The following is a 21,506-nucleotide window of genomic DNA, read 5'->3' on the forward strand; positions in this document are numbered from 1 at the left end:
TATTTTGAGTTTACTAAGCAAAGCAGGAAAAAAATATATTTTTTATATTATTTTCTTTGCATTAATATTTAGTATAACCCCAAGTATGTCATTACTTTTAATGGAAAAAATAATTAACACACTACAATTATCAACACATGGGCTAAATTATATAATAAAACTACTAATTATATATATTTCTATTGATTTAGTAAATGGAATTTCATCGTTATTATCGAACTATTTTGAAAATATATTTCAAATGAAGATTTCATTAATAATCGATAGATCTATACTTGAAAAAACAAGGGAATTTTCATTAAAAGATTTCGAGGATTCTGAAACATATGATAGGATCCAAAGAGCATTAAGTGTCACTTCTTCACGTATATTTAATTTTTTTAAATCTTTTATTTCTATGTTTCAATTATTAATCAACATAATACTATTTAGTTTAATATTACTTTCTTGGAATTGGTGGATAGTACCATTAATATTACTTATTCCTTTAATTAATACAATTGTAACAGCATATTTTGGAAAAGTTTTCTTTAATATATATAAAGAAAGAGCACCAAAGGAGCGAAAACGTTGGTATTTTCAATATTTGTTAACTAAAGATTTTGCCTTTAAAGAAATTAAAATTTTTAATCTTAACAAGTATATAAGAGATAAATATAATGACTTAAGTGTTGAATTTTTTAAACAAGATAAAAAAATTACAGATAAAAGAATGATTTTCCAAATACTATTATTTTTTTTAGATCAATTAATTTCTTCATTTTTATTTGTTTTTATTATACTACAAACATTTTTAGGTAACATTTTACTTGGTCAATTAGTAAGTTATACACGAAGTATTTCAAATGTAAAGTCAAATACCCAAGGATTTTTATCTCAAATTAATTCAATTTATGAAAGTATGCTTTACATTGGACAGTATTTTGAATTTATAGATATGAAAAGTATGGATAAATATTTTAAAATTGAAGATAAGGAAGCTTTAAAAATGAATTTTAAAATTTCCAATATTAAAATTAGAAATTTATACTATAAATATAATGAAAATGACAAACCTGTTATAAATAATTTAAATTTAAATATTGAGAGTAACTCACTTATAGCTTTTATAGGGAGAAATGGTTCTGGGAAAAGCACTTTAGTAAAAATTCTTTCAACACTATATAAAGATTATCAAGGTGATATTTATATTGATAATTATAATCTTAAAGATTTAGATCAAGATGAAATTAAAAAAAGAATAGGAGTTTTATTTCAAGATTTTGTAAAATATGAGCTTACAGTTAGAGAAAATATAGCTTTTGGAGATTTAAGTAAAATGGAAAAATCAAAAGATATATTAGAATCGCTTAAAAAAACAGGAATGGATAATAGATTAAATGATATAGATGAACAATTAGGCTATTGGTTTGATGATGGAATACAATTATCTGGAGGTGAATGGCTAAAGATTGCATTAAGTAGAGCCTTTATAAGAGATGCAGATCTTTATTTATTAGATGAACCTAATTCTGCATTAGATTCTATCTCTGAAAAAATCATTCTGAAGTCTTTTAAATCACTAGTTAGAGATAAAATTGGAATAATTGTATCTCATAGAATAACAAGCATTAAAAATATTGTAGATAAAATAATTGTTTTTGATGAAGGTTCAATTGAAGCTATTGGTACTCATGAAGAGCTTTTAACTACTTCAAAAACATATAGAGAAATGTATTATAGTGAAATAGCCGAAGAATATTAAAACAATAAGGAGTTAACCATATGTTAAATTTATCAAGTTTAAAAGAAAACATTATAAATAAGTTAAATATGTCGGAAGAGTCAGTTGATACTTTTTTAGAACAAGTAAAAAAATATTTTTATTATATAAAAAAATGAGAATATAAATAAAAAATCACTAGAATCGTTGGAGATATTTGGAAAGGCAACTCTTTTTGAACAAATTTATTCTGAACAGAAATCTATCTTCTAAACACCACTTATGCTGTCATTTCCATCATCATTTTATTTCTATATTCAATTGGCGTAATGTAGCCTAAGGAGCCGTGGATCCTTAGATTATTATACCAATAAACATACTCCGCTAATTCTAACTGTAGTTGTTCCAAAGTCTCAAATCTATTTTGATATATAAATTCCATCTTCAATATCTTGTTTGTGGCTTCACTTACTGCATTGTCATAGGGATTGCATTTTCTACTTAAAGATCTTTATATATCAAAGGCTCCTAGAATATTGTCTATACTTATATTGTCGTACTCTCTTCCTCGATCTGAGTGAAATATTTTTATATCTTTTAAAGAATAACTACAACTTAACATAGTTAAACAGCCTGTATCCAGCACTTACAAGGGATCGAGGCTATTTTTTTCTTTAATTTTACTGCAGAATTCAGGATATAATTATAATTCAAAAAATCAATAAATGCAATTTGCTTCAATGAATTAAAGTTAATTAGGAAATTATTAATATTTTGCTATAATATTAGTAACGAAAGGGGTGCTTATATGATAAAGATACTTTTAGTAGAAGATGACGCTACCTTAGCCATGGGGATAGAATATACTTTGAAAAATGAAGGATATGTAGCAGATGTGGCAAATACATTTTCTAAAGGAAAAGAATTAGTAGATAAAATAGGCTATGATTTAATAATACTGGATATTGGATTACCAGATGGAAATGGTTTTGAACTATGTAAATATATAAGAAAAGATAAAACAACACCGGTTATATTTTTGACAGCTCAAGATGAAGAAGTCAATATAGTAATGGGATTAGATATTGGTGGAGATGACTATATAACTAAGCCATTTAGAATAAAGGAGCTGATTTCTAGAATTAAGGCAGTGCTTAGGAGGGCATCTAATGTCACTCAAAGGGATATTCTTATATCTGGAGATATTAGGTTGAATTTAATAGAATATAAGGCATATATCAAAGGAGAATTGATTCAACTAACCCCCTCAGAATATAAGCTGTTAAATATTCTAATGAATAATTCCCATCAAGTATTATCTAGGACAAAGATATTAGAAAGTCTATGGGATGTAGATGGAGAGTTTGTAGATGATAATTCATTATCAGTATATATAAGAAGACTTAGAGAAAAAATAGAAGAAGATTCATCTAATCCTGTATATATAAAAACTGTAAGAGGTGTCGGATATAGATGGGATGTAGATGTAAGGGGGTAGTATATGTTTCGGAATGAAGAGTTTAAATCTATGATATTGAAACTCATAATATTACAGATAGTATTTGCTGTGATAGGTTTTTTTGTTGTAAATATATTTATAGATAATATAAATAAGAAGATAATAGAAAGAGATATGGCTTTAGTTGGAAATATAATAAAAAATCATCCTGAATTAAAGGATGATATAATTCCCTATATAACTAAGGAAGTTTCAGAAGAAAATATACTAATTGGACAGGAAATATTAAAATTATATGGCTATTATGAGGAGTTAGATAAATCCTTTCAGCCCATATTAAAGGGTAACAAGATGCAAATACTTATATCTATAATAGTTCTTTCTTTTATAATTCCTCTAGGTTTTATGCTTAAGGGAGAATATAAGAAGATATATAAAAAAGTGCAAGATATATATACTGCATCGGAAAAAGTAGTAGAGGGGGATTTTGGAGTTTATTTAACTGAGGAAGGAGAAGGGGATTTTAATATACTAAACCATCAATTTAATCAAATGGCAAATAGACTAGAAAATAGTTTAAGTGTATTGAAAAGAGAAAAAGTATTCCTGAGAAATATGATATCAGATATCTCTCATCAGCTTAAAACACCATTGTCTTCTTTAATTGTAATAAATGATCTTCTATTAGAAGATAAAAATATGGATCTAAATATGAAGCAAAATTTCCTGGAAAAGGAAAAGTCTCAGTTAGAGAGGATGGAATGGCTTACAATCAATTTATTAAAGGTAGCTAGAATAGAAGCAGGAGCAATCGAGTTTAAGAAGGAAAAGGTTCTATTAAAAGATATACTCAATATAGCTTTATCTGCATTGAATCATAGACTAGAAAATCAGGCTTTAGAAATAGAAGGAGATGAAAATGCAAGTTTCTATGGAGATAAAGAGTGGACAGGGGAAGCTTTAATAAATATAATAAAGAACGCTATAGAGCATAGTAAAGGAAAGATTAATATTAGTCTAGAAGAGACACCATTATTTAGCAGCATTATTGTAAGGGACAACGGTGAAGGTATAGATGAAAAACATTTACCACATATATTTGAGAGATTCTATAAAGTAAGTTCTGAAGTTAAACCAGAAAGTATAGGGATAGGGCTGAATCTAGCAAAACTAATAGTAGAATCTCAAGGTGGTACTATTTCTGTAAAGAGTAAGAAAAATGAAGGAACAGAATTCACAATGACTTTTTTAAAAGGAGTAATTTAATCTTATAACGAATAGAAAAGTACTATTCTTGCTTTTCTTACTAAATTGTAATCCTTTTATTCATCAAGATGTAAGGTTGACATTATATAATATAGTTAGAAAAATGGATAGGAGGAAGTAAATATGGATGTAGTGAAGGTTGTTGATTTATGTAAATTCTACGGTACAGGAAATACCAAAGTAGAAGCTTTAAAAAACATTAATCTAACTATAAAGCAAGGAGAATTTGTAGCAGTAGTAGGAGCTAGTGGCTCTGGAAAATCTACATTATTACATCTGCTAGGGGGAGTAGATAAGCCAACAAGTGGAAAGGTTTATATAGATGGAGTAGATATATATGGTCTTTCAGAAAAGGAATTAGCCATATTTAGAAGAAGGAAGGTAGGATTTATTTTTCAATTTTATAATCTAGTCCCAGTTCTCACAGCAGAAGAAAATATGCTATTGCCTTTACTTTTAGATACAAAGAAAGTAAATAAAGATCATTTTGAAGAATTAGTAAATATTCTTGGATTGCAAGATAGAAGACATCATTTGCCAAATGAGCTTTCAGGAGGACAACAGCAAAGAGTTTCCATAGGCAGGGCTTTGGCCTATAGCCCATCCATAGTATTAGCAGATGAGCCTACAGGAAATTTAGATAGTAAAAATAGTAAGGAAATAATAGATTTACTTAAAATATCTGTAAGAAAATATAATCAAACATTAATACTCATTACACATGATTTAAATATTGCATCTCAAGCTGATAGGATAATAACTATAGGAGATGGTAATATCATAAAAGATGAGGTGATTAATAGTGAGATCCTATAAAGAAATCACCTACAGATATTTGAAAGGGCAGAGAAATAGGACACTCCTTACTATATTAGGAATAATTTTATCTGTAGCACTTGTTTCAGCAATAGGTACTATAATTGTATCTGCTAGAGGAGCATTGATTACAGAGGCAATAAGAGAAAATGGTTCTTATCATGCTAAATTTGCTGAAATGGATAAGGACAATATAAACAAGATGACTAATCATGTAGGAGTATCGGAAGTAGGGGTTGGCAAACTTGAAGGTGCAGCTATAGTCAAAGAGACTACAGAAGAAGAAAAGGAAGAGTATAGATGGGATATTCCATATAGATATATAGAGATAGAAGGACTTGAAGAAGAGGCTATAGAAATGCTCCCCTTTAATCTCAAGGAAGGAAGAATCCCCAAAGCTCCAGATGAAATAGCTATAGAGTATTGGATGGCTAGTTACTTTGATAAAGAGGTAAAACTAGGGGATAAGATAAAATTAACTATGGGTAATAGGATAATAGGGAATGATGAAGAAACTCAAGATGGGCAAATAGTTAGGAAAGAAACATTTGAGAAAACAGGAGAAAAGGAATATACAGTTGTAGGATTTATAAAACCTCAATATATTTGGAAGGGAAATTTAGTTACTAAAGGTATTACTGGACTAGATAGTAGAGTAGAAGAAGGGAACTACAATGCTTATATAAAAATTCCCAATATAAAAGACGCATACGAAAAAATAACATCAATTGCAAAGGATTTGGGAAAGACAGAAGAGGACTTTGAATATAACTATAGGGTATTAAGACTATATGCTGAGAGTATGAGTCAGACCTTTGATAGATCAATGGTAGTTCTTTTGATCTTTGTAGTAGGGTTGATTATAGTATCTACAATAGCGGTTATATACAATGCTTTTAATATTTCTGTATTAGAGAGAATAGCTCAATTTGGGTTACTTAGATCAGTTGGAGCCACTCCAAATCAAATTAGAGGAATAGTACTTAAGGAAGCTCTGATACTTAGCATAATAGGAATCCCTATTGGATTGTTCTCAGGAGTATTTGCCATGAGAGTAGTTTTATATATTATTAGCTTACTAAAATCAGATATATATCTTTTTAAAGATATGAAAATAACTATTTCAGGAGCTGTATTTTTAATTAGTACCATAACAGGATTGGTTACAGTATTTTTATCTGCCATAGGACCAGCAAGGCGAGCAGGAAAAGTATCAGCATTGGAAGCCGTTAGAAATACAGGAAGTTTTAAAAAAGAAAAATTTAAAAAAATACAGAATTCTATACTTGTCAGAAGAATCTTAGGAGTAGAAGGAGAAATTGCATATAAAAATCTAAGAAGAAATCGAAAGAGATTTATAATCACTGTATTTTCTATGGTTATAAGTATATCTTTATTTATTACGTTTTCTAGCTTCTCAGATTTTATGTTTAAGATGGGAATTGTAGAAAGTAAGGATATGGGGGATTTTTCCATTTACGGGGATATAGATGATAAATCAGAAGAAATATATACAGAGCTAAGGAATATAAAGGATATAAAAAGAGTATATAAAGTAAAATTTAATAACGGGGAGGCCTTAATTGAAGAAAGCAGAATCAGTAAAAAGATGATAGAAATGGCTCCGTTTTTATTTGAGAAGAAGAGAGATAACTTAATTAGGATAAATAATGTTCAAGTATCCACTATTGGAGATGAAAATTTTGAAACTTTAAAGGGACTCTTGAAAGAGGGAACTTTAGATGTAAATAGATTAAATAAAGAAAATGGAGTATTGATTATAAACAGTACCTATGCATATAATCAAAAAACAGATAGGAATTCTTTGATGGAAGGATATAAATTAAAGGTAGGAGATAAGATACCTTATACTTCCTATGATTTAAATAAAGAAAGAGTAGAACCTGTTTATAAAGAATTAACAGTAGTAGGAGTATTAGAAAAAGGCATATTAGATAAGGAATATAATCCAAATGGCAGTATAAATATAATAACTACAGAGTCAGTATTAGAGAATTTACTCAAGACAGATGATGAGGACTTTGATGATGCTGAGGTAGGAAGATATCGTACAAATATGTATATTGAAATGGCTGAAAATGGAAGTATTGAAAGTGTAAAAGCTTATTTAGATGACCTAGAGGAAGCAACACCAGGACTCCATTATATAGACTATGCAGAGTCGGCTAAGGAAAATAGGGTAGCAAGTATAATAGTAAGCATATTTTTATATGGCTTTGTGGCCATAATCACTTTAATCAGTTCTATAAATATAATAAATACCATAAGCACGAATATTATATTAAGAACTAAGGAAATTGCAATGATTAAGGCTGTAGGTATGACACAATCTGGAATTAAGAGAATGGTAGCACTTGAAAGTCTTTTTTATGGAATATATGCAGCAATATTTGGTGGAGTTATAGGTACAGGGCTGTCATATATATTATTTAATATATTGATGAAGATTCGAGAGTTTCAGTGGATTATACCATGGAAGAATATAGCCATTGCTTGTGTAGGGGCTACAATTATAGCTTTATTGTCAGGAGCATATCCCCTTAAGAGAATCAATGATAAAATTATAGTAGAGAGCATGAAAGCAGAAAATTAAAGTTTGGTATTGAAGCCTCATAGGATATTGCTTATAATTAAAAGTATAATAACTAATTGAGTAGAAAGGCTTTAAAATATGAAGGATCCATCATCTAATATATCAACAGTTTTGAAAAGAGTGAGATTTGAAAGAGGTTTGACATTAGAAGATACATCTAATTTGACTGGTGTAAGTAAGGCTATGCTTGGTCAGATTGAAAGAGGAGAATCAAACCCTACTATATCAATATTATGGAAGATATCTACTGGTCTAAGGATTTCATTTTCAGAGTTGCTAAGCAGTGAAACTAAGGATTATGAGCCAATATCCTTAGATGATTTAGAACCAGTATATGAATCTGATGGGAAAATGATGTTGTATGATGTATTTCCTTTTAATCCTATATCAGGGTTTGAGTATTTTTATATTAAGTTGCTTCCAGGAGCAAACCATGTGTCTACACCTCATGAGAATTCAATCAATGAATATATTGTTGTGACCAAAGGAACTCTTTTATTAACCGTAGATAATGAGAGATTTGAACTTAAAGCTCCATCTGCATTAGCCTTTAAAGCTAATGTAGAACATTCATATAGCAATCCATATGATACGGAAGTTATATTTCAGAATATAGTTAAGTATTAAATTTATTCAGAATGATTTAAATCATTCTGAATAAATTTTAAATATTAGGTATGTTATAACGCACATAGGATGTAAAAACATAAAATTTAGAATTAAATAAAAGGAGGGAGCATAGATATGGTTACAGAAAGGATTGAAATGGCAAGACAAAATTATATAAATTCTAAGCCAGCAATTTCTTATGAAAGAGCAAGAATTTGGACTGAATCACACAAAATGAATGAGGGTGAATCAATACCAATAAGAAGAGCTAAAGCTTTTAGAGATACTTGCGAACAAATAGCTACAAATATCTTTGAGGGTGAGCTTATCGTAGGTGCGATAGGTGAATTTAGGAAATGTGGAATTTTAACACCTGAATTCTCGTGGACTTGGGTAGATAAGGAAATGGATAGTTTTGATAAAAGAGTACAAGATCCTTATGTTATGACAGATGAGCAAAGGGCATATGTCAGAAAAGAAATATTTCCTTACTGGAAGGGAAAATCATTAGAAGAATCCTTCCTAGCACAATTGCCTAAAGAAACTGCAAAAGTTGTTGTTGATACAGGTATTGTAGATAATGATTCTAAATGGAGGCAAGCTGTTGGTGAGATAACATCAGATTATCAAGATGTTTTATTCAAAAAAGGTTTTGGTGGAATAATTAAAGAAGCTGAAGAAAATCTATTAAAACTGTCAGATACCTCCGCTGAAGATTTGAAGAAAAAAGATTTCTATAAATCTATAATTATTACATCAGAGGGAATTATAACACTTGCTAAAAGATACTCTCAAAAAGCAAAAGAGATGGCAATAGAAGAAAAGGATAAAATAAGAAAAAGAGAACTTTTAAATATTGCAGAAATATGCAATAAGGTACCAGAAAATCCTCCAACTACTTTTTATGAAGCTATTCAATTCATTTGGTTTACACAAGTAGGAGGCATAATATCTGAAAATCCATTGGCTCTTAATGTGGGAAGATTTGACCAGTTCATGTATCCCTATTATAAATCTGATATAGAGAAAGGGATCATGACTAAGGATCAGATTCAAGAACTAATTGAAGCATATTGGATAAAGCTTTCTGAATGGGTATGGACAATTTCAGCCAATACAGCGGAGTTTTTTGCTGGATACAATCAATTTCAAAACTTAACAATTGGCGGAAAAACAAGAGATGGAAAGGATGCTACTAATGATTTATCCTATATGAGTTTAAAGGCTACTGAAAGGATAAAGACTCACCAGCCTGGACTTAGTGTCAGAATTCATCAAGATTGCCCAAGTGAGTTTCTAGAAGCTGTAACCCATTTAGTAAGTAAAGGCACAGGATTTCCAGCTATTCATAGCGATAATGCAGGCTATCAAATGCTCATTAATGCTGGCTATGAGCCAGAAGATGCAAGAGATTGGAATAACTGCGGCTGTGTAGTTCCGCATTTCAGAAAAACAGGGGAATGGACATCAGCAGTTAATATTAATTTTACTGCGGCATTGGAATTTACATTAAATCAAGGGATAAGCAGGATTACTAAAGAGAAGATAGGATTAGATGAAAAGGACCCAAAAACATTTGGGACCTATGAAGAAGTGGAAACTGCTTTCTATAAGCAGTTTGACAACTTAATTAAACACTCAGTTATTGCAACTTTATTGGCACAAAAGCTTCATAAGGAAATGGTTCCAAGACCTTTCTTATCATCCTGTATAGAAGAATGTATACTGCAAGGCAAGGATTTAGTTGATGCAGGGGCAAAATATAATTTAGGACCGGTCCTTACTGGAATAGGTCTTGCAGTCACTTCTAATTCACTGGCTGTTATTAAGAAACTAGTATTTGAAGATAAGGTAACAACTATGGAAAATCTTATAAATGCACTTGATGCCAATTGGGAAGGCTATGATGATTTAAGAAAATTAGCCTTAGATGTTCCAAAGTATGGTAACGATATGGACTATGTAGACGATATAGCTATCAAGATGGCTAACCATTATTACAAGGAAGGACATAAATATAAAGATATAAATGGTAACAATTTTAACACAGCCTTTATGGGAATTTCTAATTATTTACCAACTGGTAAAGTTGTTGGGGCAACTCCATGTGGCAGAAAAGCTAAAGAACCGTTATCAGAAGGAGTATCACCATTTGCTGGGTCTGATACATCTACTCCATTGGCAGCTATGCGTTCTGCAGCAAAACTTAACCAAGATATTCACTCTGGTGGAACATTGTTGAATTTAAGATTAAATGAGGAACTGGTAAATACGAAAAGAGGTCAAAGTAATTTAGGAGCCATGATCCAGTCCTTTTTCTCCCTTGGAGCATTTCATGTTCAGTTTAATACAATATCTACTGAAATATTGCGCAAAGCTCAAGAAAGGCCAGAGGACTATAAAGACTTATTAGTTAGAGTTGCAGGATATAGTACACAATTTATCAATTTATCTAGGTCAATGCAAGATGCCATAATTGCAAGAACGGCCCATGAAAAATATTAGTTTGAGATGGACATATGTCTTTAATCCCAAGTTAGAGGTGAACCAAATGAATAATATTAGAGGATACTTTATGGAACCACAAAATTTTTCTGTGAATGATGGTAATGGAATCAGAACAGTAATTTTCTTTGCTGGTTGTCCTCTTAGGTGTAAATGGTGTGCTAATCCAGAAAGTCATGTTAATCTTAATAAGATTTCACAGGAAGAAGAGTTAATTCATTGCTATAGTGGTGAGGAAATATTAAATATTATAGAAAAACAAAGAATATTTTATAGATTCTCAGGTGGCGGAGTTACTTTTTCTGGTGGGGAAGCAACGCTTCAAGGAGATATGCTTAGAGAACTTGTATATAGGCTCTATGATAAAGCTATAGATTTAGCAGTTGAAACCTGTGGCTACTTTGACTTTGATGAAGTAAAAGATATATTAGAGAAGTTAAATTTGATATTTATAGATATTAAACATATGGATGACGAGAAACATAAATCTTTCACTGGAATTAGCAATAAAGAGATATTGAAAAATATAGGACGGTTAAAAGAGTTAAATGCAGATGTAGTAATACGTATACCGATAATAGATGGTGTAAATTCTGATAAAGATAATATAAGAAGAACAGCTATTTTCGTTAAAGATAGTATAAAAGAACCAAAGATAGAGTTTTTGCCATATCATTCATTTGGAGATATAAAATATGAAGCTCTTGGAAAGGAAAAGCCATCAAGAGATTTTAAAACTCCATCAGATGAATATTTAAATGAATTAAAAAAGATAGTAGAATATGAAGGGGTAGAAGTAGTTAGCTATAAGTAAAAAACTGGCAAATTTAATTTGCCAGTTTTTTATTACATATATCCTCTTTCATATTGTTGAGGATATTTTAAAGGAAGTCCATTTTCATAGGCCATATTCAATACAAAATGTGGATCACGAAGCAGACCTCTGCCTATAGCTACTAAGTCAGCCCTATTATTATATAGAATTTCTTCTATTTGGTCATATCCATTGATAAGTCCTACTGCAATTGTAGGTATATTACATTCTCTCCTTATGGTTTCAGCATGTAATACTTGATATCCTGGAAATATATCAAATTTAACGCTAATGAGTCCACCAGTACTTACATGGACCATATCTATATTATCTTTGATTTCATTGATAATTTTAACCATTTCTTCTTTATTGATTCCGCCTTCTGCATAATCATCGGCAGATACTCTAAGAAGAATTGGTTTTTCTTTAGGCCATACTTCTTTAACAGAAACTAATATCTCCTTTAAGAAGCGAGTTCGATTTTCTAGACTGCCACCATATTCATCAGTTCTCTTATTGGTAATAGGTGATAGAAACTCATGTATAAGATATCCATGGGCTCCGTGAATTTCTATGCTGTCAAAACCAGCTTCATCTGCACGTCTTGCAGCTTCTTTAAAGGCTAAAACCAATTCCTTGATTTCATCTATAGTTAATTCACGAGGTACTCTATATTCCTCACTAAACCTAATAGCTGAAGGAGCTACAATATATTCATCATTTGATGTGCATTTTCTTCCTGCATGGGCTAATTGTATTGCTATTTTACTATCGTGAGATTTTACTTTATCCACCAAGGATTTTAATCCTAGTATATGTTCGTCACTCCAGATGCCGAGGTCATTGCTAGATATTCTACCATTTGGAACAACACCAGTAGCTTCTACAATGATCAATCCAACACCGCCTATTGCCCTAGATACATAATGTACCTTGTGAAAATCCTTAACCATTCCATTTTCATCAGAGGAGTACATACACATTGGGGGCATTACTATCCGATTTTTTAACTCTAATCCTTTTAGATTATATGATGTTAAAGATTTCAAATATATCACCATCCTTAAAGATATACTTACCCATATTAAAGAAATTATAACCCCGAGTTGCTTAATGTCAATAATTTGTCAAAGGTATTAAGCTTTTCTATATTAGCTGCTAGTATTATACAAAAAAACAATTTGTATTAATAATTAATGTTTTGTATTATATGTAAGGATATTGAATAGTAAGCATATGAGAAATAAGGAAGTGGAAATATGTATAATTTTGATAGTATCACAAATAGATGCAAGACTAATTCATTAAAATGGGATGGATTAAAGGAGAAGTATGGAAGAGAAGATTTAATTCCTTTGTGGATCGCAGACATGGATTTTGAGGTTTCTCCTTCAATTGTGAAATCATTGCAGGAGAGAATCAAGCATCCCATTTATGGATATATGTATTGTTCTGATGATTATTATAAATCTATAATAAGATGGATGAAAAGAAGACATAGCTGGGAAGTGGAAAAGGAATGGATTGTATTTACTCCTGGAGTTGTTTCAGCCCTTAGTTATGCTATAAGAGCGTTCACTAAGCCAGAAGACAATATAATAGTACAAAGTCCCGTATATCATCCCTTTTATAGTACTATAGAAAATAACAAACGTAATGTAATTACAAATCCTTTAATTTATAAGAATGGTGCATATTATATGGATTATAAAGACTTGGAAAGAAAGATAGATTCTAAAACTAAGCTGCTATTGTTATGCAGCCCCCATAATCCTATAGGAAGAGTTTGGACTAAAGAAGAATTAAGTAAACTTGGTGAAGTTTGTTTAAGGAATAATATTATAATAATTTCAGACGAAGTTCATTTTGATTTAGTATATAGGGAACATACTCATACTGTAATGGCAAACGTTTCTCCAGAAATTAGAGACAATTGTATAATTTGTACATCACCAAGTAAGACCTTTAATATAGCTGGGTTACAAATTTCTAATATAATCATACCAAATAATAAATTGAGAAAAAAATATGATGAGGAGTTGAAGAAGGATCATATAGTAAGACCAAATATATTTGGACAAGGAGCTTTGATAGCTGCTTATGATGAATCAGAAGAATGGCTAGATTCTCTAATGAGGTATTTAGAAGAAAATAAAGATTTCTTTATTGATTTTATAGAGACACGAATTTCTAAACTAAAAGTAGTAAGACCTCAGAGCACCTACTTACTTTGGGTTGATTGTTCTGGATTAAATATGAATTCAGAAGAATTAAAGGAATTCTTTTTAAATAAATCTGGACTAGCATTAAATCATGGAGAGATATTCGGAGAAGAAGGAAAGTTGTTTCAAAGATTTAATATAGCTTGCCCCCGCACTGTTTTAGAAGAAGTATTGTTGAGGATAGAGAAAGCCGTAAAAGATGAAGTACTTTGATTAATGAATAATTAAATTAAGGAGGAAGAGAAATGAAATTTAAAAAGGTTTTAGTAGCATTATTAGTATTCATATTAGGAATTGGGGCTACTGCATGTAAAAGTGATAAAAGTATTCCAGCAGGACAAGCAGAAGGCAAAATAAAGTTAGTAGTAGGAACATCAGCATCTTATAAACCATGGGCTTTTCAGGAAAATGATGAAGTTAAAGGATTTGAGATGGATGTATGGAGAGAAATTGCAAATAGAAATAATTATGAATTAGAATTTAAACTTGGACAGTTTAGTGGATTGGTAGGGATGCTTGATGCTGGAGAAATAGATACAGTTGCACATCAAATGTCAATTACGAAGGAAAGAGAAGAGAAGTATAACTTTTCTACACCTTACGCATATAGCTATTATGATTTGTTTGTAGCAGAAAACAGCAATTATAAGAACAAAGAAGACTTAAGAGGTCAAAAAGTTGGTTGTTGGTTAGGTGGAAATGGAGAAGCAACTTTAAGACAAATAAATGAAGAACATAATTTAGGGTTTGATATTATAACTTTTGATGGAGCATCTATAGAGGAAGAGCTATCTATTGGAAGATTAGCAGCTTTATGGCAAGGAGAAATAAAAACAAAAACTATCATTCAAGAGAATAATTTAGATATTAGACAATTAAATGAAAAATTAGTTTATGAAGTAAATGCATATCCGTTTAGGAAAGACGATGCTGGACAAAAGCTTTCACAAGAAGTCTCAGAGGCATTAAACGCTATGAGAGAAGATGGAACATTGGAAGAATTATCTATGAAGTGGTTTGAAATTGATACTACAAAATCAGAAGAATAGGTGATACTTGTGAATTTTGATTTTGAATTTATGATTAGGATAATACCTATTATGCTTAAGTATAGTACTGTTACCATAAGGCTATCTTTTTTAGCAATATTATTAGGGTTTACAATATCATTCTTTATTGCCATAATTGTATATGCAAAAGTACCAATATTAAGCAAGGTTTTCAAAGTGTATATATCCTTTTTTAGAGGTACACCTTTGATGGCACAACTCTTCTGTTTTTACTTTGGCATACTACCTGTATTTTCAAAGTTGGTATTAAAGGTTTCATCTTTTCAAGCTGCCTTAATAATTTTAAGCTTGGCAAGCTCCGCTTATATGGCAGAATCCTTAAGAGCTGCTATTTCTTCTATACATAGAGGTCAAATGGAAGCAGCTCAATCTATAGGTATGACTTATATGCAAGCAATGTTTAGAATCATATTGCCACAGGCTATTAAGGTTGCGACTCCAACACTTTTTAGTAGCTTTATAAACATTATAAAGGATACTTCACTTGTTTTCGCAATAGGAGTTAAAGAAATGATGGCCACAGCACAATTAGAGGGTGCTTCAGGATATCGTTACCTAGAGGCATATGTATGTGTATTACTCGTATATTGGGGGATAACATCAATAATGGGATTTGTTCAAAGAAGAATAGAAGTAAGACTTGGGAAGTCAGTAGGTGAGATAAATTGATAAGGTTAAAGAATATTTACAAAACATTTGGGAGCCTCGAGGTACTAAAGGGTATAGATCTGGATATTAATCATGGTGAGGTCATATCTATTATTGGACCCTCAGGAACTGGTAAATCAACATTATTACGTTGTATAAATTGTTTAGAAATGGCTGATCAAGGAGAAATTCAAATAGAGGATTATTGTGTTAACATCAATAAGATAACAAAAGCAGATAAACAATGGATTAGACGTAATACTGGAATGGTATTTCAAGGATTCTATTTATTTAATAATAAAACTGTACTTCAAAATATTACTGAAGGCTTAATAGTAGTAAAGAAAATTAAAAAGAATGAGGCTGAAGAGAAGGCTTTTAAAATATTAGAACAAGTGGGTCTATTGGAAAAGAAAGATTGCTATCCTTCTAGTTTGTCTGGAGGGCAACAACAACGTGTTGCAATTGGCAGGGCTTTAGCCCTAGAACCTAAGATTCTTTTGTTTGATGAGCCTACGTCTGCATTAGACCCAGAGTTAGTGAATGAAGTATTAGTTTTAATAAAAGAGCTGGCAGGACAGAATCAGACTATGCTAATTGTTACACATGAAATTAATTTTGCAAGAAATGTATCTGATAGGGTGTGTTTTATGGACCAAGGAGTAATAGTAGAAGAAGGCCCTGCAAAAGAAGTAATTGATAATCCTAAAAATGAAAGGACTAAACAATTCCTAAACGCACTTAGATATCGAGAATAATAGTGATGTTAAAGCACATAAGGTTAACACAAAATAAACGGCGGAGAATTGATTCTCCGCCGTTTATTATATATCTAAAATGCCCAATTGCCATTTTCAAATACTTGTATTTTCTCCCCATCCTTAGTTTCTCCAAGGATATTCATATCTTTTGAACCTATCATAAAATCAACATGAGTAAGAGAGTTATTTACTCCGTGAGCTTCTAGCTCTTCATCTGTCATTTTCTCTCCGCCTGCTATGTTGGTAGGATAAGCTTTACCAAAAGCAAAGTGGCAGGAAGCATTTTCATCAAATAGAGTGTTTATAAAGATAATATTAGAATTGGATATTGGAGAGTCATAAGGAACTAAGGCGACTTCTCCTAAGTGTTTTGCACCTTCGTCAATATCCAATAGCATGCTTAGGGTTTCCTTACCAACCTTAGCGTCAAAATCAACTACCTTTCCATCCTTAAATGTAAGTTTAAATTCATCAATGGTATTCCCTGCATAGTTTAAAGGCTTTGTGCTGTATACTACACCATTTACACCAGTTTTGAGGGGCATAGTAAATACTTCTTCAGTAGGCATATTTGGAGCAAAATAAGTTTTTTTAGAATCTATTGCTCCACCACCAGCCCATATATGTCCTTCTGGCAATTCTACAATTAAATCTGTACCGTTAGATGAAGTATAATGTAAAGTTTTAAATTCTTTATTATTTAAGAAGTCAACTTTATCTTTTAAATTATCCATATGGTTTTCCCAAGCCCTAATAGGGTCTTCTAAATCCATACGAGTAGCATTAAATATAGCAGCCCATAATTTTTCTACAGCTTCTTCTTCAGTCACATCTGGAAATACCCTTTTTGCCCAAGACTTTGTAGGAATAGATATTACACACCAAGGGTTTATATCATTCATTGTATATTTTCTCCATTCCTTTAAAGCTATGGAAGAAGATTTATTATTTGCAGCTATTTTTTTAGGGTCGATTTCTTTAAGTAATTCAGGATCTTGAGCTGAGATAGAGAGGAAACCTGCACCTTTCTTAGCATAATCTTCTAAACCGTCAGCATACCACTTTGGAAAGCTTTCAAATACTTCCATAGGAGCATTTTCAAACTTTAATTTTGTAAGTACTTCATCATTCCAATTAACATGAACTTCACTAGCACCAAGCTCATAGGCATTTTCAGCCACAAGTCTTACAAAATAAGCACCTTCAATGGGAGCGTTAATAACTAAAGGTTGACCTGATTGGATGTTGATACCTACTTTAACACATAACTTTGCATACTCATTTAACATGGTTTCAAAACTTTTCAAGATATCACCTCTTTTATGTATTTATCTATAGTTTATAGGATATGGAAGAGTTTGTAAATATATGAATTTATTGAAGTTTCCCCAATAAGAAACCCCTCAATTATTTTCTATTGAGGGGTTTCTTACAGCTTATGGCATTCTTAGGACATGATTTAACGCAGTCATTGCATCTGATACATTCCATATCATTAGGTTTTTTATATGCTTCAACATTCATCTTACAAGTCTTGGTACAAATATCACAACTTATACATTTTTCTTTATCTACTTCAAGCTTATAGAAACTTATAGGATTAAATATAGAGTAAAAGGCCCCTAAAGGACATAAATACTTACAGAAAACTCTATATATAAAGATTGATAAAAGGATAATTGCTATAAGTATAGATAGTTTTAAAATAAATAAAGAGCCTAATCCGCTTCTAAGGCTGGGATTCAGTGATAAAAGAGGTATACCTCCAAAAAGAGTTCCAGATGGACAAATATATTTACAGAAATATGGATCACTGATGCCAAGTTCATCTTGAAAAACAAAGGGAAGTATTATAACAAATAAGAGTAGTACCACATATTTAAGATATTTTAATATATTATGAACTTTATCAGGAAGTTTAATTTTGGGAGAAGGTATTTTATGAAGTAAATCCTCTACAAATCCAAAGGGACAGAGCCAGCCGCATATAAACCTTCCAAATAATACTCCAAATAAAGACATAATACCTAACACATAGTATGAAAATTTATATTTCATACTTCCAATAACAGCCTGCATAGATCCAATAGGGCAGGAACCCAATGCTCCAGGACAAGAATAGCAGTTTAGTCCAGGGACACAAAATTTTTTTAGGTTTCCTTTATATAATTTTCCAGTGAAAAAGCCTTTTATATGTCCATTTGTAGCAATGGTACTTAATAATTGAACTATATGCCTATTTTTATTGTTATTAGCCAATTCCTATACACTCCAGACATATATTGATAGCTTTAGTAAGAACAGTGGCAACTTCTCCTTTTGAGATACCTACAATGATTAGCCCAATGCTACCAATTAATATGATATTACGTAATAAATTGTCTTTCATTTTTTCTCCTCCATTTAACTATATCTAGGAAGTCCTATTATTTTAATGATTCAAGAACTTCTAACATTATCTCTAGATATTCTTCTTTGCTTCGTGAACCCGTTATTACTTCGCCTACCACTTTTCCATCACTATCGACAAAGAAGGAAGTAGGTACTCCAGAGATACTGGATAATAGAGTGTTTTTCATATTGTCATCTGGGATTATACTTGTAAATGTAACTTTTGCATCTGCTACTATCTTTCTGGCTGCATCTTCATTTTCTGAGTTAGGGGTATCAGATATAATACCTAAAATTCCTATGCCTTTATCTTCTAATTCTTCATGTAAGGCAGTTAGATCTGGCATTTCTCTTATGCAAGGTCCACAGAATGTACCCCAAATATTTACCATAGTCAACTTTTTATCTTTGAACACTTCATGGGTGACATCATTGCCCTCTAAATCTTTAAGATTAAATTCAATTTTTTTCAGACCAGCTATAGATTCTTGAGGGGTCATAGGTTTATAAACTGTAAGACTCGATTTAACATTCTCTACATCATCAAATAAAGCCTTATATCCAACCTCAGCTTCTTCAGATAGCTCAGCCTCATCATAATCATTCTTGCAGAAATAAAAGACATAATCTGCAATAGTTGAGATTTTTTCATTATGAGTCATTCCAGTCAATTCAGCTATTTTATCTTCTGCTGGAAGTTTATCCTTTCTAAATACAACTATAGAAAAGATATCTTTAACCTGTGAAAAGATTTCAGAAAATCTTTTATTTTGTTCTTCCTGATCTTTAACGTTTTCAGCTACATCATAATATTCAGTTATTAATTCATTGGAGATAAATCCATATTTTCTACCAGTATATATAGGACTATTTTCATCTTCTTCATCTCCTAGACCATCAAGCATTAAATTATCATCATAGGTCTTCCATACATCAGATAATTTAAATTTCATCCCCATATCTTTGTATGCTCTATAGCCTTGTTCCTTTTCCTCTGCTGTTATGGTTAGTTCCTTCTTTCCGCATCCAATGGAGCTAAAGGCTATTAAACCAATCAATAAGAAAATTAAAATTCTGGATAAAGATTTTTTCACTAATAATACCTCCTTTTGTATTTATATAAATAGTTATATATAATATATCTATTTAAAAATTTGGTGATTATTAATGATATAGAAAAATAATTATATTGGGCATTTAATTGGACATAAAAAAACTCCCTTTTGGGAGTTTTTATATATGAATAGGTTTATCTATGGCACCGTGGGCAGCTTCCATCATAATCTCTGAAAGAGTGGGGTGAGGATGGATTGCCTTTGCAATATCATAGACTGTTCCTTCTATTTGCATAGCTACAACTGCTTCTGAAATCATATCTGTAGCATGTGATGCCATTATATGAGTTCCAAGAATTTCACCGTATTTTTTATCGGCTATTATTTTTACGAAACCTAAAGTTTCTCCTTCAGATAGAGCTTTTCCGTTAGCAGCTAATGGGAATTTGCTGGCTATAACATCATAACCCTGAGCTTTAGCTTCTTCTTCTGTAAGACCTACACTGGCTAATTCAGGGAAGGTGTAGATACAAGCAGGAACTATATTATAGTTTATTGTATTTTTTTTACCCATAATATTTTCTGCTGCTACAACTCCTTCAGCAGAAGCAACATGGGCTAAAGCAAACTTACCATTTAAATCACCAATAGCATATACTCCATCTACGCTGGTTTCCAGCTTTTCATTTGTTTCTACAAAACCTTTGGAATCCAGTTTTAAATTAAGTTTTTCTATTCCATTTAGCTGAGGTTTCAATCCTAAGGATACAAGATATTTATCTCCTTTGACTATTTTATCTTGACCTTTATGCTCAAATAAAACTCCATTTTCAGAGATAGACTTTAACTTTGTGTCAGTTAATATATTGATGCCTTCTCTTTTAAGATGCTTTTCTAAGGTTAGAGCCATTTCGGATTCTACAGAAGTTAGTATACGGCTAGACCTTTGAATTAGAGTTACCTTAGAACCTAGGGAGTTAAAGAGTGTGGCAAATTCAACAGCTATAACTCCGCCGCCAACGACTACCAACTCAGTTGGAATCTCTGAAAGACTTAATGCTCCTTTGCTATTTATAACTTTTCCAGACCTAACCATATCTTCTAATCCTTCTATTGAAGGGAAATTTTCTTTAGCTCCAGTAGCTATAATAAGATTTTTCCCCCAGAGAACTTCATCATTTATTCTAATTTCATTTCTGTTTAGTACAGTACCCATACCCTCGTAAAGGTCAATTTTATTCTTCTTAAAAAGAGTATATATTCCCGATACCAATTGATTTACAACTTTATCTTTTCTTTTTAGAAGTGAATGCCAATCTACTTTTATATTATCAGTATCAATTCCAACGATACCAAATTCCTCTCCTCTTAGTATATCCTTATAAAGCTTAGCTGTTTTCAACATTGTCTTAGTAGGTATACAACCCCAATTTAGACAAACGCCTCCTAATTTTTCTTTTTCAACTAAAGCTACCTTAGCCCCTAGTTGGGCTGCCTTTATGGCAGCCACATAACCCCCAGGGCCTCCACCCAAAACAACAAGATCATATTTATTCATATAATCACCTTTTACC

18 protein-coding genes and 1 pseudogene are annotated in these 21,506 nt (G+C 31.3%); 12 read left to right on the plus strand and 7 right to left on the minus strand.

Annotation, left to right across the window (positions count from 1 at the left end):
* The coding region (locus tag RDK80_RS17220) for an ABC transporter ATP-binding protein (RefSeq protein WP_308524983.1) at positions 1-1,744 on the plus strand (1,744 nt) is incomplete at its 5' end.
* 238 nt (positions 1,745-1,982) lie between these two features.
* Here RDK80_RS17220 and RDK80_RS17225 read toward each other — a convergent pair.
* Positions 1,983-2,324: pseudogene (locus RDK80_RS17225) on the minus strand (IS3 family transposase); the annotation flags it as partial.
* 186 nt (positions 2,325-2,510) lie between these two features.
* Here RDK80_RS17225 and RDK80_RS17230 point away from each other — a divergent pair.
* The 7 genes from RDK80_RS17230 to RDK80_RS17260 all read left to right on the plus strand — a co-directional run bounded on the left by RDK80_RS17230 (position 2,511) and on the right by RDK80_RS17260 (position 11,785).
* Positions 2,511-3,200, plus strand: a complete 690-nt coding sequence (locus tag RDK80_RS17230; protein ID WP_308524984.1) for a response regulator transcription factor — start codon at positions 2,511-2,513, stop codon at positions 3,198-3,200.
* 3 nt (positions 3,201-3,203) lie between these two features.
* On the plus strand, positions 3,204-4,427 hold the full coding sequence (locus tag RDK80_RS17235) for a HAMP domain-containing sensor histidine kinase (protein ID WP_308524985.1): 1,224 nt from the start codon (positions 3,204-3,206) through the stop codon (positions 4,425-4,427).
* Between the two features lie 123 nt (positions 4,428-4,550).
* Positions 4,551-5,243: an ABC transporter ATP-binding protein gene (locus tag RDK80_RS17240; protein ID WP_094901194.1), complete on the plus strand. Its 693-nt coding sequence runs from the start codon at positions 4,551-4,553 to the stop codon at positions 5,241-5,243.
* Positions 5,230-7,857, plus strand: a complete 2,628-nt coding sequence (locus tag RDK80_RS17245; protein ID WP_308524986.1) for an ABC transporter permease — start codon at positions 5,230-5,232, stop codon at positions 7,855-7,857. Before RDK80_RS17240 ends, RDK80_RS17245 begins: the two co-directional genes overlap by 14 nt.
* Before the next feature lie 78 nt (positions 7,858-7,935).
* Entirely contained in the window at positions 7,936-8,484 is a 549-nt protein-coding gene (locus RDK80_RS17250) for a helix-turn-helix domain-containing protein (protein WP_094901198.1), read from the plus strand.
* Positions 8,485-8,601: 117 nt separating this feature from the next.
* A complete protein-coding gene (locus RDK80_RS17255) occupies positions 8,602-10,971 on the plus strand; it encodes a formate C-acetyltransferase/glycerol dehydratase family glycyl radical enzyme (RefSeq protein WP_308524987.1) in 2,370 nt (789 codons plus the stop codon).
* A gap of 46 nt (positions 10,972-11,017) precedes the next feature.
* Complete coding sequence (locus RDK80_RS17260) at positions 11,018-11,785, plus strand: glycyl-radical enzyme activating protein (protein WP_308524988.1); 768 nt, start codon at positions 11,018-11,020, stop codon at positions 11,783-11,785.
* A 32-nt stretch (positions 11,786-11,817) separates the two neighbouring features.
* On the opposite strand, the gene namA is transcribed toward RDK80_RS17260, so the two are convergent.
* Positions 11,818-12,834 (minus strand): NADPH dehydrogenase NamA, encoded by a 1,017-nt coding sequence (gene namA, locus RDK80_RS17265; protein ID WP_308524989.1) that lies wholly within the window; start codon positions 12,832-12,834, stop codon positions 11,818-11,820.
* A gap of 210 nt (positions 12,835-13,044) precedes the next feature.
* On the opposite strand from namA, the gene RDK80_RS17270 reads away from it, so the two are divergent.
* From RDK80_RS17270 to RDK80_RS17285, 4 genes are read left to right on the plus strand one after another with little or no spacing between them, the layout of a single operon-like run.
* Entirely contained in the window at positions 13,045-14,220 is a 1,176-nt protein-coding gene (locus RDK80_RS17270; protein ID WP_308524990.1) for a MalY/PatB family protein, read from the plus strand.
* Between the two features lie 32 nt (positions 14,221-14,252).
* The gene (locus tag RDK80_RS17275; RefSeq protein ID WP_308524991.1) at positions 14,253-15,056 is read left to right on the plus strand and encodes a transporter substrate-binding domain-containing protein; all 804 of its coding nucleotides are present in this window, start codon (positions 14,253-14,255) and stop codon (positions 15,054-15,056) included.
* 9 nt (positions 15,057-15,065) lie between these two features.
* Entirely contained in the window at positions 15,066-15,746 is a 681-nt protein-coding gene (locus RDK80_RS17280) for an amino acid ABC transporter permease (protein WP_308524992.1), read from the plus strand.
* Positions 15,743-16,483 carry an amino acid ABC transporter ATP-binding protein gene (locus tag RDK80_RS17285; protein ID WP_308524993.1) on the plus strand — a complete coding sequence of 247 codons (741 nt, stop codon included), beginning with the start codon at positions 15,743-15,745 and terminating at the stop codon, positions 16,481-16,483. Before RDK80_RS17280 ends, RDK80_RS17285 begins: the two co-directional genes overlap by 4 nt.
* Positions 16,484-16,557: 74 nt before the next feature.
* Here RDK80_RS17285 and RDK80_RS17290 read toward each other — a convergent pair whose 3' ends face one another.
* The 5 genes from RDK80_RS17290 to lpdA all read right to left on the minus strand — a co-directional run bounded on the left by RDK80_RS17290 (position 16,558) and on the right by lpdA (position 21,490).
* A complete protein-coding gene (locus RDK80_RS17290) occupies positions 16,558-17,793 on the minus strand; it encodes an aminopeptidase (RefSeq protein ID WP_308524994.1) in 1,236 nt (411 codons plus the stop codon).
* 100 nt (positions 17,794-17,893) lie between these two features.
* Positions 17,894-18,745, minus strand: coding sequence for a 4Fe-4S binding protein (locus tag RDK80_RS17295; RefSeq protein WP_308524995.1), 852 nt, complete (start codon positions 18,743-18,745; stop codon positions 17,894-17,896).
* Complete coding sequence (locus tag RDK80_RS17300) at positions 18,738-18,875, minus strand: CD1871A family CXXC motif-containing protein (protein ID WP_308524996.1); 138 nt, start codon at positions 18,873-18,875, stop codon at positions 18,738-18,740. Before RDK80_RS17300 ends, RDK80_RS17295 begins: the two co-directional genes overlap by 8 nt.
* 37 nt (positions 18,876-18,912) lie before the next feature.
* Positions 18,913-19,971: a TlpA disulfide reductase family protein gene (locus tag RDK80_RS17305; protein WP_308524997.1), complete on the minus strand. Its 1,059-nt coding sequence runs from the start codon at positions 19,969-19,971 to the stop codon at positions 18,913-18,915.
* Positions 19,972-20,110: 139 nt separating this feature from the next.
* Positions 20,111-21,490, minus strand: coding sequence for a dihydrolipoyl dehydrogenase (gene lpdA / locus RDK80_RS17310; RefSeq protein WP_308524998.1), 1,380 nt, complete (start codon positions 21,488-21,490; stop codon positions 20,111-20,113).
* Between the last annotated feature and the right edge of the window lie 16 nt (positions 21,491-21,506).

The sequence above is a fragment of the uncultured Tissierella sp. genome (genome assembly GCF_902479755.1).
Classification (GTDB): Bacteria; Bacillota; Clostridia; order Tissierellales; family Tissierellaceae; genus Tissierella; species Tissierella carlieri.

Excerpts from the sequence above, each read along its gene's own strand:
- RDK80_RS17230 (WP_308524984.1), top strand. The coding sequence starts at position 2,511 with ATGATAAAGATACTTTTAGTAGAAGATGACGCTACCTTAGCCATGGGG.
- RDK80_RS17235 (WP_308524985.1), top strand. The coding sequence starts at position 3,204 with ATGTTTCGGAATGAAGAGTTTAAATCTATGATATTGAAACTCATAATA.
- RDK80_RS17240 (WP_094901194.1), top strand. The coding sequence starts at position 4,551 with ATGGATGTAGTGAAGGTTGTTGATTTATGTAAATTCTACGGTACAGGA.
- RDK80_RS17250 (WP_094901198.1), top strand. The coding sequence starts at position 7,936 with ATGAAGGATCCATCATCTAATATATCAACAGTTTTGAAAAGAGTGAGA.
- RDK80_RS17255 (WP_308524987.1), top strand. The coding sequence starts at position 8,602 with ATGGTTACAGAAAGGATTGAAATGGCAAGACAAAATTATATAAATTCT.
- RDK80_RS17260 (WP_308524988.1), top strand. The coding sequence starts at position 11,018 with ATGAATAATATTAGAGGATACTTTATGGAACCACAAAATTTTTCTGTG.
- RDK80_RS17270 (WP_308524990.1), top strand. The coding sequence starts at position 13,045 with ATGTATAATTTTGATAGTATCACAAATAGATGCAAGACTAATTCATTA.
- RDK80_RS17275 (WP_308524991.1), top strand. The coding sequence starts at position 14,253 with ATGAAATTTAAAAAGGTTTTAGTAGCATTATTAGTATTCATATTAGGA.
- RDK80_RS17300 (WP_308524996.1), bottom strand. The coding sequence starts at position 18,875 with ATGAAAGACAATTTATTACGTAATATCATATTAATTGGTAGCATTGGG.
- lpdA (WP_308524998.1), bottom strand. The coding sequence starts at position 21,490 with ATGAATAAATATGATCTTGTTGTTTTGGGTGGAGGCCCTGGGGGTTAT.